Raw genomic sequence first — 18,283 nt, 5'->3', positions numbered from 1 at the left:
AAAAAGGGAGCTCCGGCTCCCTTTTTTAATGCCTGATGTCAGGCGCTAATGCTGCCTATCCAAAGTGCGGAACACCATATTGCAGGCATTCTTGTCGTCGGCCTTAAACGACTCAGATGTTACCTCGATCCAGCCAGCTTCGGCCTGATAATCGGGGAAGTAGGTATCTCCGATAACGTCCAGATCAATATCTGTGATGTACAAACGCTCAGCCAGCGGCAGGAATAACTCATAAATACGCCCCCCTCCAATCACCATCACTTCATCTTGGCTTTGCACCCTTTCTAAAGCCTGCTGGGGCGTCGTCACCACTTCAACCCCTTCCGGGTTAAAATCGGGACTGCGGCTGATCACCACATTGGTACGCCCTGGTAAGGGCCGACCAATGGACTCAAACGTCTTACGCCCCATAATAATGGGCTTACCCATGGTCACCTGCTTGAAGTGTTTGAGATCGGCAGGCTGATGCCAGGGCATGTCATTATCCCGTCCTATTACCCTGTTTTTAGCCATAGCGGCGATCATTGCTACCTTAGCCATGACTACCTCTCGTAAATCACTTCGACGTCGTAATCGTCATCATCGAAGTCATCATCATCGTCAAAGTCGTCCGATTGCTCAGGCTGCTCCTTGTGATAGCTATCCCACTTAAACTCCACTTGCTTATCTTCTTGCTGATCAAACTTCTCTTGCGGCAACTGCTCAAGCAGTTCCATGATGTCATGGCAAAGTTGAGTGGTACCTTGCTGACTCAATGCGGCTATTTCATAGACCGGCGCCTGCCAGTCAAGGGCTTGCACGACCTTGTTCCGCACTTCGGTGACTTCTTCAGGTAACAGCAAATCGACCTTATTGAATACCAGCCAACGGGGTTTTCCAGCCAGCGCGGGACTGTACTTTTCAAGCTCGTTGACTATCGTTACCGCGGTTTCCGCCGGGTCTGACTGGTCCATGGGTAGTACATCAACGACATGGAGTAGCACCCGGCAGCGCTCTAAATGCTTTAAGAACTGAATGCCAAGCCCAGCCCCTTCGGCCGCACCTTCGATAACACCGGGAATATCAGCCACAACAAAGCTGCGTTGAGCATCCATGCGCACCACGCCAAGATTAGGAATGAGCGTGGTAAAGGGGTAGTCCGCCACTTTGGGCTTGGCCGCCGAGACACTGCGAATAAAGGTGGATTTACCAGCATTGGGCAGCCCCAAAAGCCCCACATCGGCCAGCAGCATCAGCTCTAGCTTCAGCACCCGTACATCGCCAGGTGTTCCGTTGCTCTTCTGACGCGGTGCCCGATTGGTGCTGGATTTAAAGCGGGCATTGCCCAGACCGTGAAAGCCTCCCTTAGCCACTAGAATCCTTCGACCATGCTCTGCCAGATCGCCTAAGATCTCTCCGGTGTCTACATCGGTAATACGCGTACCGACAGGTACCGACAGGGTCAGATCGGCGCCACCTTGACCTGTGCAGTTACTGCCCTGACCGTTTTGCCCCCTCTCGGCACGATGTACGCGTTCAAAGCGGTAATCCACCAAGGTGTTCAGGTTCTCGTCCGCAACCAGGTACACACTGCCACCATCGCCACCGTCACCGCCATCGGGACCGCCCTTGGGAATATATTTTTCACGTCGGAAACTGACTACGCCATTACCACCATCACCGGCCTCTACGCGAATCTCCGCTTCATCTACGAACTTCATACCTAATTACCCAACTGTCGCTGCCTTGTGCTAGTTATAGCACGAACAAACACAGGCCCGATTAATTCTCTGAACCTGAATACCTTGCCGTTAATACAAAAAACCCCGCAGATGCGGGGCTTTTTCTACGTTATGTACGTGTCTGAATTATTCAGAAACGATGCTAACGAATTTGCGATTCTGAGGGCCTTTCACTTCAAACTGAACTTTACCGTCAGTCAATGCGAACAGGGTGTGGTCTTTGCCCAGACCCACATTGTCACCGGCGTGGAACTTAGTGCCACGCTGACGCACAATGATATTACCCGCTAAAACAGACTCTCCGCCAAAGCGCTTAACACCTAAGCGTTTACTTTCGGAATCGCGACCGTTCTTGGTACTACCACCGGCTTTTTTATGTGCCATCTTTCAGTACTCCTCTTAAGCGCTGATGCCAGTAATTTTCACTTCAGTGAACCACTGACGGTGGCCCATCTGACTGCGTGAATGCTTACGACGACGGAATTTAACAATCTTAACCTTATCGCCACGACCATGGGTTACGACCTCAGCCTTAACCTTTCCGCCTTTTACCAACGGCGTACCGATTTTAACGTCGTCGCCATTGCTCACCATCAGGACGTCGTCGAATTCGATCGTCTCACCTGGTGCTACTTCGATCTTTTCCAGACGAACGGTTTGACCTTCGGCCACACGGTGTTGCTTACCACCACTTTGGAAAACCGCGTACATATTCTACTCCGCTCTCCGCGTTATATTTAACGCTAATCAATTCTAAAACAGGGCGCGAATTGTACGCTAAGTGCTCAAGCCCCGCAAGAGCTAATTGCGCAAATCTTTAACCGGTCAGAAAGCACCGGCAAAAAACGTTAAAGTCTCCCTGCAAACTGGAACCTCTGGCCTATTTTTGTAAAAATGCCTGCAACCTATCCTGTTAGTATCTTCTATGGATCTTGAGCAAATACGCACATTGACGGACGCCGACATGCAGGCGGTAAATGCATTGATTCAACAACAGGTCAATTCGGATGTGGCGTTAATCAATCAACTGGGCTTCTATATCGTCAATAGCGGCGGTAAACGACTGCGCCCTTTGCTGGCAGTACTAGCGGCCCGCGCCGTAGGCATTAACAACCAGGACCACCACACCCTAGCCGCTATTATTGAGTTTATCCACACTGCAACCTTATTACACGACGACGTTGTAGATGAGTCAACAATGCGTCGAGGCCGTGAGACCGCCAACGAACTTTTTGGCAACCAGGCGAGCGTATTGGTGGGGGACTTCCTCTATACCCGCTCCTTTCAGATGATGGTGAGCCTGAAGCGAATGCGTGTCATGGAGATTCTGTCCGACGCCACCAATGTGATCGCCGAAGGCGAGGTCTTGCAGTTGATGAACTGTAATGATCCCGACACCTCCGAAGACAGTTACATGCAGGTAATTTACTCAAAAACAGCCCGCCTGTTTGAGGCAGCCACCCAGTTAGCGGCCATTCTGACCGATCAAGAGCAACATATCGAGCAAGCTTTACAGGATTACGGTAAATACCTGGGCACTGCCTTCCAGTTGATTGACGATGTGATGGATTACACCTCCGACGCCGAGGACATGGGGAAGAACATCGGCGATGATCTGGCTGAAGGGAAACCGACCCTGCCTTTGCTGTATGCCATGTGGCACGGCAACAAAGATGAATCCCAACTGATTCGTGATGCCATTGTAAACAACAGCGGCATGGACAATATGCAAGCAGTGTTGACCGCCATGGGGCGCACGCAGTCCCTCCAGTACACTCGTAAAAAAGCCGAGTCAGCCGCCGATCAGGCCATTAATGCCTTAGCTCCCTTACCGGACTCTGAATACAAACGGGCGTTGGAAGCACTGGCCCATATTGCTGTTAATCGCAGCGCCTGATACTTGGACGTAAGACTATGGACGAAAGAAAAGCGCCTAAAGGCGCTTTTTTTGTACTTTTATGGACACACACTAGCTAACGAGGGACACAAAAAAGGCGCGCAAAGGCGCCTTTCTGAGAGCTCTATGATACCGACTCTTAGTCGATAATCTTAGATACTACGCCAGCACCAACGGTACGGCCACGTTACTCCTATCATCCTGATACTCGCCCTACGGGCCATCGTCGCTACGCTCCGATGTTCAAAATCGTTCCTGACGATTTTGTCACGAAACATCGTTCAGGTGGCCGTAAACAAAAAAGGCGCCCAAAGGCGCCTTTCTGATAACTCTATGATACCGACTCTTAGTCGATGATCTTAGATACTACGCCAGCACCAACGGTACGGCCACCTTCACGAATCGCGAAGCGCAAACCTTCGTCCATCGCAATCGGTGCAATCAGCTCAACAACAAACTTCAGGTTGTCGCCTGGCATGACCATCTCTACGCCTTCTGGCAGCTCTACCGCGCCAGTTACGTCAGTGGTACGGAAGTAGAACTGAGGACGATAGCCTTTGAAGAATGGCGTGTGACGGCCACCTTCGTCTTTGCTCAGTACGTATACTTCTGCTTCAAACTTGGTGTGAGGCGTGATTGAACCAGGCTTAGACAGTACCTGACCACGCTCAACTTCGTCACGCTTAGTACCACGCAGCAACGCACCAATGTTCTCACCTGCACGGCCTTCGTCCAGCATCTTGCGGAACATCTCTACACCGGTGATGGTGGTCTTGGTGGTTTCTTTGATACCAACAATCTCACACTCGTCGCCTGTGTTGATGATACCGCGCTCTACACGACCGGTTACAACAGTACCACGACCAGAGATTGAGAATACGTCTTCGATTGGCATCAAGAACGGCTTGTCGATGTCACGCTCTGGCTCTGGGATGTAAGAATCCAGTGCTTCGCCCAGCTCTACGATTTTCTTTTCCCACTCTGCATCGCCTTCCAATGCTTTCAGAGCAGAGCCCTGAATCACTGGCAGGTCGTCGCCTGGGAAGTCGTATTCGCTCAGCAGTTCACGAACTTCCATCTCTACCAACTCTAGCAGCTCTTCATCGTCTACCATGTCGCACTTGTTCATGAATACGATGATAGAAGGTACGCCTACCTGACGACCCAGCAGGATGTGCTCACGAGTCTGAGGCATAGGACCATCGGTGGCCGCTACTACCAGAATCGCGCCGTCCATCTGCGCAGCACCAGTGATCATGTTTTTAACATAGTCAGCGTGCCCCGGGCAGTCTACGTGTGCGTAGTGACGGTTTGGCGTGTCATACTCTACGTGTGAGGTAGAGATGGTGATACCACGGTCTTTCTCTTCAGGCGCGTTGTCGATTTGATCGAATGCCTGGGCTGAACCACCGTAGGTCTTGGCCAATACCGTGGTAATAGCCGCTGTCAGTGTGGTTTTACCGTGGTCTACGTGACCAATTGTACCGACGTTTACGTGCGGTTTCGTACGTTCAAACTTTTCTTTTGCCATTTTACTATTTCCTAAGTTAAAAGTCCGGCCCCCTGCGGCGCAGATAACCGGACCAGACCTTCATTAAGTTCTAGCTTCGATAATTGCGTTAGCAACGTTGCTTGGCGCCTCGCCGTAATTGAAGAACTCCATTGAATAGGAAGCCCGGCCCTGAGTCGCGCTGCGAAGGTCGGTAGCATAACCAAACATCTCTGACAGTGGAACCTTGGCTCGCACTATCTTGATACCGGCTACGCCGTCTTCCATCCCTTCAATAACACCGCGACGACGATTCAGGTCGCCAACCACATCTCCCATCCAGTCTTCCGGAGTGGTTACCTCAACGTTCATGATGGGCTCAAGCAACACAGGGTTTGCCTGTTCAACACCCTTCTTGAATCCCATAGAACCGGCGATCTTAAACGCCATTTCGGAGGAGTCAACATCATGGAATGAACCGTCATACAGGGTCACTTTAATATCGAGCATCTGATAACCGGCTAACACACCGCTTTGCATCTGCTCCTGGCACCCCTTGTCGACGGCCGGGATGTACTCTTTTGGCACAACACCACCAACGATCTCGTTGACAAACTCGTAGCCAGCGCCTTCTTCCTGTGGCTCCAGCTTTAACCATACGTGACCGTACTGACCACGACCGCCGGACTGACGTACAAACTTGCCTTCCGCCTGAACAGGCTTGCGGATGGTTTCGCGATACGCCACCTGCGGTTTACCGACGTTACATTCAACCTTGAACTCACGCTTCATACGGTCAACGATAATATCCAGGTGTAATTCACCCATGCCGGATATGATCGTTTGACCCGATTCTTCGTCTGTCTTGACCCGGAATGAAGGGTCTTCGGCTGCCAGTTTACCCAGCGCCAACCCCATCTTCTCCTGGTCCGCCTTGGACTTCGGCTCCACAGCGATGGAGATCACCGGATCCGGGAACTCCATACGCTCCAGCGTGATCACATGGTTAGGATCACACAGAGTGTCACCAGTAGTAACATCTTTTAGGCCGATAGCCGCGGCAATATCACCCGCCCGGACTTCCTTAAGCTCGGCACGCTCCTTAGAGTGCATCTGTACAATGCGCCCAAAGCGCTCGCGCTTACTTTTTACCGGGTTATAAATGGTATCTCCGGTATTGACCACACCCGAGTAACAACGGAAGAACGTCAGAGTGCCCACAAACGGGTCGGTGGCGATCTTAAACGCCAATGCCGAGAACGGCGCATTATCGTCCGCTTCCCGGTGTGCTGGCGATTCATCTTCCAGTTCGCCCTCAATCGGAGGTACATCGATGGGAGACGGTAAATATTCCACCACCGCGTCGAGTACCGCCTGGACACCTTTATTCTTAAAGGCTGAGCCACAGGTTGCCAATACGATCTCATTCGCCAGTGTACGAATACGCAAGCCTTGTTTGATCTGAGCTTCAGTCAACTCACCATTTTCCAGGTATGTTTCCATCAGCTCTTCATTAGCTTCTGCCGCTGCCTCAACCATTTCGGAGCGATATTGCTCGGCCTTATCCTGAAGCTCGGCCGGGATGTCCTCAAAGGTGTAGGTCATGCCACGATCGGCTTCATTCCAGTTAATCGCCTTCATTTTGATGAGGTCAATTACACCACGGAATTCGTCTTCGCTACCGATATTAAGCTGGATAGGCACACAAGTGGCGCCCAGACGCTTGCGGATCTGAGCAACAACGCGCTCGAAGTCCGCACCCGCGCGGTCCATCTTGTTAACGAATACCAAACGAGGCACATGGTATTTATCCGCCTGACGCCACACGGTTTCAGACTGGGGCTCAACCCCGGACGAACCGCAAAACACGACGACGGCACCATCGAGCACCCGCAAAGAGCGCTCAACCTCAATGGTGAAGTCCACGTGCCCCGGGGTATCGATAATATTGATACGATGCTGCTTGAATTGCTGGTCCATACCGGCCCAGAAACAGGTGGTCGCAGCGGAGGTAATGGTTATCCCCCGCTCCTGCTCCTGTTCCATCCAGTCCATGGTGGCAGCGCCATCATGGACTTCACCTATCTTGTGAGACAGGCCGGTGTAGAACAACACTCGTTCTGTTGTGGTGGTTTTACCCGCATCCACGTGAGCACAGATACCAATATTGCGGTAGTACTCAATGGGTGTTTTACGAGCCATATAAACCTCTCAGAAGCCCGATTACCAGCGGTAATGAGCAAATGCTTTGTTGGCTTCCGCCATGCGGTGAACGTCTTCACGCTTCTTAACCGCAGCACCTTTGTTTTCAGACGCATCCAGCATTTCGGCTGCCAGACGCTGAGACATGGATTTTTCACCACGCTTACGAGCCGCTTCTACCATCCAGCGCATACCCAGAGCGTTACGACGTACCGGGCGCACTTCAACAGGTACCTGATAGGTGGAACCACCTACGCGGCGAGACTTAACTTCCACAGAAGGGCGGATGTTGTCCAGCGCTTCTTCAAACACGTCCAGATGCTCTTTGCCGGTTTTCTCGGCAACGATATCCAGAGCGCCATATACGATTTGTTCAGCAGTTGATTTCTTACCGTCGAGCATGACGATATTCATAAACTTAGCAAGTAGTTCTGAACCGAACTTCGGCTCAGGCAGAATCTTTCTCTGACCTATGACTTTTCTTCTAGGCATTGCGAATTCTCCGTAATGTTCAGGGGTTACCCAAAACTAAAATATTTGACTGTTTGGCCTTACTAACGGAGAACCGTTAAGACTTGGGCCGCTTGGCGCCGTACTTAGAACGGCCTTGTTTACGTGCGCTAACGCCACCGCAGTCCAAAGTACCGCGAACAGTGTGATAACGAACACCGGGCAGGTCTTTTACACGACCACCGCGAATCAGAACAACGCTGTGCTCTTGCAGGTTGTGACCTTCACCGCCGATGTATGAGCTAACTTCGTAGCCATTGGTTAAGCGAACACGACATACTTTACGCAGTGCAGAGTTCGGCTTCTTAGGAGTGGTGGTATATACACGAGTACATACACCGCGTCTTTGTGGACAAGCCTGCAGTGCAGGGACGTTGCTTTTCTCAACGGCCTTGCGACGGGGCTTGCGCACCAATTGGTTAATTGTCGCCATTAAAAGCTCCTGATAAAAATTACTACTAAACAATCGTATATCCCGTGTTACCGGGTTGTGCCCACCGCAATAAAACGGTGTACACGCTCATTACAGGGTGGCCCCGAAATGAACAAAAATTCCGCCACCCTACAAATAAGGTCGCGGAATTCTATAGACCAAAGTTTGAGCTGTCAAGCCAGCCAGTGCTGGCCCGACAGTCTGTTCACTTTGTCACTAACCTCTTTACTTAACGCTCGAGATTAGCCTTCTTTATTGTCGCTGTTGACTTCGGCATTCAAAGCATCGGTCAGGGCCTGCTCCGCCTCTTCTGCCGATACGGAAGATTCCTCTTCGTGCGCGGCAGCGATGGCTTGCAGACGTTTCTCCATACGCTTCTTATGATAAGAGAAGCCCGTACCCGCCGGAATCAGTCGACCGACGATAACGTTCTCTTTCAGACCACGCAGGTCATCCTCTTTACCCTGTACAGCGGCTTCCGTCAGAACCCTTGTGGTTTCCTGGAAGGACGCGGCCGAGATAAAGGACTCGGTGGACAGTGATGCCTTGGTAATACCCAGCAATTGCGTATCGTAGGTCGCCGGAATCTTGCCCTGTTCTTCCAGAGCACGGTTGGCAACGCTGACTGCCGCCACTTCTACCTGTTCACCTTCCAGGAACTGAGTATCGCCCGGATTCAGGATGATGCACTTACGCAGCATCTGGCGGATAACCACCTCGATGTGCTTATCGTTGATCTTAACACCCTGCAGACGGTAAACGTCCTGAACCTCGTTCACAATGTAGTTAGCAACCGCGCTGACGCCCCGTAGACGGAGAATGTCGTGCGGTGACTCTGGACCGTCGGCGATAACTTCGCCTTTTTCCACGCTCTCACCTTCGAACACATTCAGCTGACGCCACTTAGGAATCATCTCTTCGTAGGCTTCACCCTTCTCTGGCGTGATGATCAGGCGGCGCTTGCCTTTGGTTTCTTTACCAAAGCTAACGGTACCTGTGATTTCCGCCAGGATGGCCGGTTCTTTCGGCTTACGAGCTTCGAACAAGTCGGCAACCCGAGGCAGACCACCGGTGATGTCCCGGGTCTTAGAGCTTTCCTGAGGAATACGTGCCAGGATGTCACCGGTCTCTGAGGTTTCACCGTCTTTGGCTTCGATAGTGGCAAAGCTCGGCAGACGAATTTCCTGCAGGCCATGCTTCTCAGTTTCCAGGATCAGCTTAGGTTCTTTGGCGTTTGCCTTAGCCAAGTCTTTAACCACGATACGGGTCAGACCGGTCAGCTCGTCCTGCTGCATCTCGGTATTGGTATCATCCACGTCCGCAAAGCTGACTTTGGCCGGACGCTCGGTAATGATGGGGTGCGAGTGTGGGTCCCAGGTGGCGACAATATCGCCGGCCTTAACCTCAGCGCCCTCATCTACCGACAACATGGCTCCATAAGGCACCTTGTAACGCTCTTTCTCACGGCCCTGATCGTCGATCATGGTCAGCTCGGTCGAACGTGACGTGATCAGTACCTTGTCTTCGCTGTTACGTACGAACTTGGCGTTATGCAGTTTCATATGACCGTCGGTCTTCACCTGCACGCTGTTCTCGGCTGAGGCACGAGACGCGGCACCACCAATGTGGAAGGTCCGCATGGTCAGCTGAGTACCAGGCTCACCGATAGACTGGGCGGCAATAACACCAACCGCTTCGCCCGTGCCTACTTCATGGCCTCGAGCCAGGTCACGGCCGTAACACTTGGAACACACGCCGTAATCGTTCTTACAGGTGATAACAGAGCGTACCCAGACCTGGTCTACCGAATGAGCTTCCAGCATGTCTACCATTGCTTCATCGAGCATCACATTACGCTCAACCAGCACCTCATCAGTGGCTGGGTCCAGTACATCTTCAGCCACTACACGACCCAATACACGCTCGCGCAATGGTTCAACAACGTCGCCGCCTTCGATCAGAGGCGTCATCTTAACGCCGTCGAAGGTGCCACAGTCTTCGTTGGTGATGACCAGATCCTGGGCCACATCAACCAGACGACGAGTCAGGTAACCTGAGTTCGCAGTCTTAAGTGCGGTATCCGCAAGACCCTTACGAGCACCGTGAGTTGAGATAAAGTACTGTAGTACGTTCAGACCCTCACGGAAGTTCGCGGTGATGGGCGTTTCGATGATGGAGCCATCGGGTTTAGCCATCAGGCCCCGCATACCGGCTAACTGACGAATCTGAGCGGCACTACCACGAGCACCGGAGTCGGCCATCATGTAGACGGAGTTGAAAGACTCTTGTTCTTCCATTTCGCCGTCGGCGTTCTCAACCATGTACTTAGACAGGTTTTCCATCATCGCTTTGGACACCTGCTCATTAGCAGAAGACCAGATATCGATAACTTTGTTATAACGCTCACCGGCGGTAACCAAACCAGACTGGAACTGCTCCTGAATCTCGGTCACTTCCGCTTCGGCCGCGTCGATGATTTCGGCTTTCTTCGCCGGGATCACCATGTCTTCGATACCGATCGAGTTACCCGCGATCATCGCGTAGTGGAAACCGGTATACATGATTTGGTCGGCAGCGATAACGGTGTCTTTCAGACCCAGCTGACGGTAGCAAGCGTTCAGCAGACGAGAGATTTGCTTCTTACCCATGGCCTGGTTGATCAACTCAAACGGCAGACCTTCGGGCAAAATCAGTGACAAGATGGCACGGCCTACCGTCGTATCAACGATCTCATAAGTGGTCGTCTTGTTACCATCTTCGTCGAAGCTGATTTGCGGAATACGTACTTTAACGCGCGCATGCAACTCGGCCACTTCGGTACGGTAGGCTTTTTCAGCTTCCGCCGGGCTGGCAAACGCCATGCCTTCGCCTTTGCCGTTTACCTTGTCGCGAGTCATGTAGTAGATGCCGAGTACCACGTCCTGAGACGGCACGATGATAGGATCACCGTTGGCCGGAGACAGGATGTTGTTAGTCGACATCATCAGTGAACGGGCTTCTAACTGAGCTTCCAGCGTCAATGGCACGTGCACGGCCATTTGGTCACCGTCGAAGTCAGCATTATAAGCGGCACACACCAAGGGGTGCAGCTGGATAGCTTTACCTTCGATAAGAGTCGGTTCAAAAGCCTGGATACCCAAACGGTGAAGTGTTGGCGCCCGGTTCAACATGACCGGGTGTTCGCGAATCACATCGTCCAGTACATCCCAAACTTCCGGGGCCTCACGCTCGACCATTTTCTTGGCCGCTTTGATGGTGGTGGCCAGGCCACGACCTTCAAGCTTGCCGTAAATAAAGGGCTTGAACAGCTCCAGCGCCATCTTCTTAGGCAGACCGCACTGGTGCAGGCGCAACGTTGGGCCCACGGTGATAACGGAACGGCCTGAGTAGTCAACACGCTTACCCAGGAGGTTCTGACGGAAACGACCCTGCTTACCTTTGATCATGTCGGCCAAAGATTTCAGAGGACGCTTATTGGAGCCGGTGATGGCACGACCACGACGGCCGTTATCCAACAGTGCATCGACGGCTTCCTGCAACATACGCTTTTCGTTGCGCACGATGATATCCGGAGCGGCCAGATCCAGCAGGCGCTTCAGACGGTTGTTACGGTTGATCACCCGGCGATAAAGGTCGTTCAGATCCGACGTGGCAAAGCGGCCGCCGTCCAGTGGTACCAATGGACGCAGGTCCGGTGGCAACACAGGCAATACCGTCATAATCATCCACTCGGGACGATTACCGGACTGCATAAAGGATTCCATCAGCTTCAGACGCTTAGTCAGCTTCTTACGCTTGGTTTCCGAGTTTATGCTCGGTAACTCTTCACGCATGGCCGCCACATCGCCTTCCACATCCAATACTTTCAGCAGGTCGAATACGGCCTCGGCACCCATCTTGGCGTCGAATTCATCACCGTGCTCTTCCAGCGAGTCGAGATACTCATCTTCGCTCAGCAGTTGACCGCGCTCCAGCGTCGTCAGACCTGGCTCAGTCACCACATAGGATTCAAAATACAGCACGCGCTCGATATCGCGCAGCGTCATATCCAGCATCAAGCCGATACGGGATGGTAGTGATTTTAAGAACCAGATGTGTGCCACCGGGCTAGCCAGCTCGATGTGACCCATGCGCTCACGACGCACCTTGGTCAGTGTGACTTCAACGCCACACTTCTCACAAATTACACCACGGTGCTTGAGGCGCTTATATTTGCCACACAAACACTCATAGTCTTTTACCGGACCGAAAATACGTGCACAGAACAGACCGTCACGCTCTGGTTTGAAGGTACGGTAGTTAATGGTCTCGGGTTTCTTCACTTCACCATAAGACCAAGAACGGATCATATCCGGCGAAGACAGACCGATACGAATGTTATCGAACTCTTCGGTCTTATTTTGTTGTTTAAGAAACTTTAATAAGTCTTTCACGATTTTCTCCCTGCGGAGTCATTAACCTATGGGAGCCCGAAGGCTCCCTGAATGCCCTGATAAACCAGAACGGCCTTAGTTTTCTTCCAGCTCGATGTTGATACCCAGTGAGCGGATTTCTTTCAACAGTACGTTGAAGGACTCGGGAATACCGGGTTCCATGCGGTGGTCGCCATCGACGATGTTCTTGTACATCTTGGTTCGACCATTCACGTCGTCCGATTTCACTGTCAACATTTCCTGCAGGGTATAAGCCGCACCATAGGCTTCCAGCGCCCAGACTTCCATCTCACCGAAGCGCTGACCACCGAACTGAGCCTTACCACCCAGCGGCTGCTGAGTAACCAGACTGTAAGAACCGGTAGAACGGGCATGCATCTTGTCATCCACCAAGTGGTTCAGTTTGAGCATGTACATATAGCCCACGGTCACCTTACGCTCGAAAGCACGACCGGTACGACCGTCATACAGCACAACCTGGCCATCTTCTGGAATATCCGCCAGGGTCAACAGCTCTTTGATCTCGGCTTCAGTTGCACCATCAAACACAGGCGTCGCAGTTGGCAGACCTTTACGCAGGTTCTGAGCAAGACGCTTCACTTCGTCATCACTAAAGCTGGCAATATCGGCTTTGTGCGCCGAGTCACCCTGAGCGTAGACCTTCTCAACGTACTCACGCAGTTTGGCAAAGTCCTGCTGTTCTTTAATCATGCGGTCGATCTTAGCACCGACACCATGAGCCGCCATGCCCAGGTGTGTTTCCAATACCTGACCGATGTTCATCCGCGAAGGTACACCCAGCGGGTTCAACACGATATCGACCGGCTGACCGTCGGCGTCATATGGCATGTCTTCCACCGGCATAATGGTAGAGATAACACCTTTGTTACCGTGACGACCGGCCATCTTATCACCAGGCTGGATTTCGCGTTTCACAGCCAGGTAAACCTTAACGATCTTCAGTACACCCGGAGCCAGATCATCGCCCTGAGTGATCTTGCGACGCTTCACCTCAAACTTCTTATCGAAGTCTTCTTTGATTTCTGCGTACTGATCGGCGATCTGCTCTAAGTCGGCCTGAGCGTTGTCATCTTTCAAGCTGATATCGAACCACTTCTCTCGCGGCGTGTTGTCCAGCTTGTCTTCTTTGACACCGTTGGCCAGCAACAGAGTGCGAGCTCGGGCAAAGGTACCATCGGCCAGGATATTGAATTCGTCGGACAGGTCTTTTTTCACCTGACGCAACTGCATGTCTTCAATTTCCAGTGCCCGCTGGTCTTTCTCAACACCATCACGGGTAAAGACCTGGATGTCGATCACCGTGCCGTGCACGCCGTTAGGTACGCGCAAAGAGGTGTCTTTCACGTCCGAGGCCTTCTCGCCGAAGATAGCTCTTAGCAGTTTCTCTTCCGGAGTTAGCTGGGTTTCACCCTTAGGCGTCACCTTACCGACCAGAATATCGCCGCCTTTCACTTCGGCGCCAATGTAGACCACGCCAGACTCGTCCAGTTTGCCAAGGGCAGACTCACCCACATTCGGGATGTCTGAGGAAATTTCTTCCGGCCCCAGCTTGGTATCACGCGCGATACAACTCAGTTCCTGGATATGGATAGTGGTGAAACGATCTTCCTGCGCTACGCGCTCAGAAATCAGAATGGAATCCTCAAAGTTGAAGCCATTCCAAGGCATGAACGCCACTCGCATGTTCTGACCCAGGGCCAGCTCACCCATATCGGTAGACGGACCGTCAGCCAATACATCACCGGCCACAACGGGCTCACCCACTTTACAGTTAGGCTTCTGGTTGATGCAGGTGTTCTGGTTAGAACGGGTGTACTTGGTCAGATTATAGATATCGATGCCGGCTTCACCGGCAACGGTTTCTTCCTCGTTAACCTTAACCACGATACGGCTGGCATCCACGTAATCCACCGTACCACCGCGCTTAGCCACCACTGTGACACCGGAGTCAACCGCAATGGTGCGTTCCATACCTGTACCAACCAGCGGCTTCTCAGCTCGCAGAGTAGGAACAGCCTGACGTTGCATGTTTGAGCCCATCAAGGCCCGGTTCGCATCATCGTGCTCCAGGAACGGAATGATGCTGGCCGCAACAGACACGATCTGCTGAGGCGACACGTCCATATATTTAATGTCTTCACGAGGGATCAACGTGGTCTCACCGCGATAACGACACGGCGTCAGGTCATCGACGATGTGGCCATTCTCATCCAATACGGTGTTGGCCTGAGCGATGGCGTAGTGGCCTTCCTCAATGGCAGACAGATAATCGATGTCTTCAGTGACCACGCCGTCAACCACACGACGATAAGGGGTTTCAAGGAAACCGAAGTCGTTGGTACGGGCGAAAGTCGCAAGTGAGTTGATCAGACCGATGTTCGGACCTTCTGGCGTTTCGATGGGGCAAACACGACCATAGTGAGTCACGTGTACGTCCCGCACTTCGAAGCCAGCGCGTTCGCGAGTCAGACCACCTGGGCCCAAGGCAGAGATACGACGCTTGTGCGTTACCTCTGACAGCGGGTTGTTCTGGTCCATAAACTGAGACAACTGGCTGGAGCCGAAGAATTCTTTCACCGCCGCCGAGATAGGCTTAGCGTTGATCAGGTCCTGTGGCATGATGTTATCCAGATCGCCCAGACTCAGACGCTCTTTTACCGCACGCTCAACGCGAACCAAACCGACGCGGAACTGGTTCTCGGCCATCTCGCCCACACTACGGATACGACGGTTACCCAGGTGATCGATATCGTCCACCTCGTCTTTACCGTCACGAATCGCAATTAGCTGCTTCATTACCGCGACGATATCGTCTTTATCCAGTGTCCCGGATCCAGTCAGCTCATCGCGACCCAGCCGGCGGTTGAATTTCATACGACCAACGGCAGACAGGTCATAACGCTCGTCAGAGAAGAACAGGTTATCAAACAGTGCTTCGGCTGCATCCTTCGTTGGCGGCTCGCCAGGACGCATCATTCGGTAGATTTCCACCAGTGCTTCTAAGCGATTGGTGGTGGAATCGGCTCGCAGAGTTTCGGAAATGTAGGCACCGTGATCCAGCTCATTAATATAGAGCGTCTCGAAGCGGTCATATCCAGCTTCTTTAACCGCCAGAATCGATTCCAGGGTCACTTCGTCGTTGGCGTTGACAATCACTTCGCCGGTGTCTTCATTCACGTAGTTACGCGCAAAGACTTTACCAACCAGGTATTCAGCTGGCACTTCTAACTCATTGATGCCGGCCTTATCTAACTGACGAGTGTGGCGAGCAGAAATACGACGACCACTTTCGACAATCACGTTCCCGTCTTTGTCGATAAGGTCGAACTGAGCGGTTTCACCACGCAGCCGATCCGGAACCACGTCCATCATCAGCTTGTCTTTGGTGATGCGAACCTGGTTCTTGTCGAAGAACAGATCCAGAATCTCTTCGGTGCTCATTTCCAGTGCGCGAAGGATTATAGTCGCAGGAAGCTTACGGCGACGGTCGATACGCACGAACAGGTTATCTTTAGGGTCAAACTCAAAGTCTAACCAAGAACCACGGTAAGGAATGACTCGAGCATTATAGAGAACCTTACCGGACGAGTGCGTCTTACCTTTATCGTGGTCGAAGAACACGCCTGGGCTACGGTGCAGCTGAGAAACGATCACTCGTTCGGTACCATTGATGACAAAAGTACCGTTTTCGGTCATGAGTGGAATTTCACCCATGTACACTTCTTGTTCTTTGATGTCTTTTACCGTTCCTGGTGCTGCATCTTTATCGTACAGAACCAGGCGCAACTTCACGCGCAAGGGTGCAGAGTATGTGACACCACGGATTTGACATTCATTAACGTCGAATACCGGCTCGCCCAGCCGATAACTGACGTACTGCAATTCGGAGTTGCCTGAGTAGCTTTTGATCGGAAAAACCGAGCTAAATGCGGCTTCCAGACCATATTGGCCGTCAGGATCGATATCGATAAATTTTTTAAAAGAATCTAGCTGGATGGAAAGAAGATATGGTATTTCCAGTACCTGCGGGCGCTTGCCAAAATTCTTACGAATACGTTTCTTTTCGCTATAAGAGTAAACCATGGGTTCCTCAGCCTGCTGATTTATGACCCAACTTGCCTTTTACCACACTCACGATTGGTGAGTTCCAGACAAACTTCCAGCACCGTTTAGGAGCCATCCATAAAACTATTGAATTAATAACTTTATGTTTTTCCTGATGTTTCCTGTTCGCTTCAAACGGATAGGCAATCACGGTGTAAGTGCTCTATCCTACAGCGCAAAAAGGCTGGTGATCAAATGATCACCAGCCTATGCCTGAAATCAGGCGAATAATCTGTCAGACGACAGATTATTTGATTTCAACTTTAGCACCAGCTTCTTCAAGCTCTTTCTTCAGTGCTTCAGCGTCATCTTTGCTTACGCCTTCTTTGATAGCTTTAGGAGCAGATTCAACTACTTCTTTCGCTTCTTTCAGGCCAAGACCAGTTGCGCCACGTACAGCTTTAATCACAGCAACTTTGTTGCCACCGATTTCAGCCAGAACTACGTCGAACTCTGTCTTTTCTTCTGCAGCAGCTTCGCCGCCAGCAGCAGGAGCTGCAACTGCAACTGCAGCTTCAGCAGATACGCCGAATTTTTCTTCGGCTGCTTCGATCAGTTCAACCAGTTCCATTACTGGCATTTCTGCGATTGCTTCTAGGATATCGTCTTTAGTTAGAGCCATGTCTCTAAACTCCTGGGTAGTAAGTTAAAAAATTCGATTTAAACCGACACCAATTACTTGGTGTCTTTAACTGCCGCCAATACACGCACAAACTTAGAAGGTACTTCGTTAACAGTCTTAACGAATTTACCAACAGGTGCTTTGAAGGTTGCCAATAGTTTGGCAAGGGCTTCGTCGCGGGTCGGCAATGCAGCAACGGCATCCAATTTTTCTGGACCCATCACACCATTTCCGATGGAAAGTGCGGTCACTTTCAGATTTTTGTTTTCTTTAGCAATGTCCTTGAACAGACGCGCGCCTGTACCTGGAGCATCGATAGAGAATGCATAAATCAGAGGACCGGTTAAAGCGCTGTCCATGTCGGAAAATTGCGTGTTTTCCAAAGCACGACGAGCCAGGGTGTTACGAATTACCTTCAGGTAAATCCCCTGTTCGCGGGCTTTGACGCGCATATCCGTCAGTTCAGCCACTTCCATTCCGCGGTATTCAGCGACGGCAACGGATAGAGCGCGAGATGCAACATCGCTGACTTCAGCGACGATCTCTTTCTTTGCTGCTAAACCTAGTGCCACTGAGTTCACCTCTTTGTTACTGAGAAGCAAGCTTCTCAGAGTTCACAGATTGATAGTTTCTCCTGTTAGGGAGTCCCTACCGCTCTACGGTGTTCGCTATTCCCAGAGAGTCTGAGTCAGATCACCGTCTGCGCAGGCTGTTGGATTAAGCGTTCCGTTAGTGCAGATGCTCTCTTGGTTCATCTGCCGGTCCGCACCTGCGGTCTTGGACGGGAGCCTTAAACAGCAAGGCTCCAACCCATAACCGTCAAGAGAGGGCGCGGCATGCCGCGCCAGTAA

At 51.8% G+C, this 18,283-nt stretch carries 13 protein-coding genes; 1 reads left to right on the top strand and 12 read right to left on the bottom strand.

What is annotated here, in order from left to right; genetic code table 11:
- Positions 1-45: 45 nt before the first annotated feature.
- From folA to rplU, 4 genes are all read right to left on the bottom strand, one after another.
- A complete protein-coding gene (folA, locus tag HMF8227_RS02205) occupies positions 46-540 on the bottom strand; it encodes a type 3 dihydrofolate reductase (RefSeq protein WP_338056546.1) in 495 nt (164 codons plus the stop codon).
- A gap of 2 nt (positions 541-542) precedes the next feature.
- A complete protein-coding gene (cgtA, locus tag HMF8227_RS02200) occupies positions 543-1,700 on the bottom strand; it encodes an Obg family GTPase CgtA (RefSeq protein WP_109338617.1) in 1,158 nt (385 codons plus the stop codon).
- Positions 1,701-1,847: 147 nt separating this feature from the next.
- A complete protein-coding gene (rpmA, locus tag HMF8227_RS02195) occupies positions 1,848-2,105 on the bottom strand; it encodes a 50S ribosomal protein L27 (protein WP_109338616.1) in 258 nt (85 codons plus the stop codon).
- A 15-nt stretch (positions 2,106-2,120) separates the two neighbouring features.
- Positions 2,121-2,432: a 50S ribosomal protein L21 gene (rplU, locus tag HMF8227_RS02190; RefSeq protein ID WP_109338615.1), complete on the bottom strand. Its 312-nt coding sequence runs from the start codon at positions 2,430-2,432 to the stop codon at positions 2,121-2,123.
- A gap of 214 nt (positions 2,433-2,646) precedes the next feature.
- Here rplU and ispB point away from each other — a divergent pair, with 214 nt between their 5' ends.
- On the top strand, positions 2,647-3,618 hold the full coding sequence (gene ispB / locus HMF8227_RS02185; protein ID WP_109338614.1) for an octaprenyl diphosphate synthase: 972 nt from the start codon (positions 2,647-2,649) through the stop codon (positions 3,616-3,618).
- 346 nt (positions 3,619-3,964) lie between these two features.
- Here ispB and tuf read toward each other — a convergent pair whose 3' ends face one another.
- The 8 genes from tuf to rplJ all read right to left on the bottom strand — a co-directional run bounded on the left by tuf (position 3,965) and on the right by rplJ (position 18,004).
- Positions 3,965-5,149, bottom strand: coding sequence for an elongation factor Tu (tuf, locus tag HMF8227_RS02180; protein WP_109338602.1), 1,185 nt, complete (start codon positions 5,147-5,149; stop codon positions 3,965-3,967).
- 63 nt (positions 5,150-5,212) lie between these two features.
- A complete protein-coding gene (fusA, locus tag HMF8227_RS02175) occupies positions 5,213-7,309 on the bottom strand; it encodes an elongation factor G (protein ID WP_109338613.1) in 2,097 nt (698 codons plus the stop codon).
- A gap of 21 nt (positions 7,310-7,330) precedes the next feature.
- Positions 7,331-7,801 (bottom strand): 30S ribosomal protein S7, encoded by a 471-nt coding sequence (gene rpsG, locus HMF8227_RS02170; RefSeq protein ID WP_109338612.1) that lies wholly within the window; start codon positions 7,799-7,801, stop codon positions 7,331-7,333.
- A gap of 76 nt (positions 7,802-7,877) precedes the next feature.
- Positions 7,878-8,252 (bottom strand): 30S ribosomal protein S12, encoded by a 375-nt coding sequence (rpsL, locus tag HMF8227_RS02165; RefSeq protein ID WP_109338611.1) that lies wholly within the window; start codon positions 8,250-8,252, stop codon positions 7,878-7,880.
- Positions 8,253-8,494: 242 nt separating this feature from the next.
- Entirely contained in the window at positions 8,495-12,685 is a 4,191-nt protein-coding gene (gene rpoC, locus HMF8227_RS02160; protein WP_109338610.1) for a DNA-directed RNA polymerase subunit beta', read from the bottom strand.
- A gap of 75 nt (positions 12,686-12,760) precedes the next feature.
- Positions 12,761-16,789, bottom strand: coding sequence for a DNA-directed RNA polymerase subunit beta (rpoB, locus tag HMF8227_RS02155; protein WP_109338609.1), 4,029 nt, complete (start codon positions 16,787-16,789; stop codon positions 12,761-12,763).
- Positions 16,790-17,057: 268 nt separating this feature from the next.
- A complete protein-coding gene (rplL, locus tag HMF8227_RS02150) occupies positions 17,058-17,432 on the bottom strand; it encodes a 50S ribosomal protein L7/L12 (protein ID WP_109338608.1) in 375 nt (124 codons plus the stop codon).
- 53 nt (positions 17,433-17,485) lie between these two features.
- Positions 17,486-18,004: a 50S ribosomal protein L10 gene (gene rplJ, locus HMF8227_RS02145; RefSeq protein ID WP_109340983.1), complete on the bottom strand. Its 519-nt coding sequence runs from the start codon at positions 18,002-18,004 to the stop codon at positions 17,486-17,488.
- Between the last annotated feature and the right edge of the window lie 279 nt (positions 18,005-18,283).

Origin of the sequence: Saliniradius amylolyticus, assembly GCF_003143555.1 — a bacterium.
In the GTDB taxonomy this organism is placed as follows: Bacteria; Pseudomonadota; Gammaproteobacteria; order Enterobacterales; family Alteromonadaceae; genus Saliniradius; species Saliniradius amylolyticus.
This window is presented reverse-complemented; position numbering and strand designations above follow the sequence as displayed.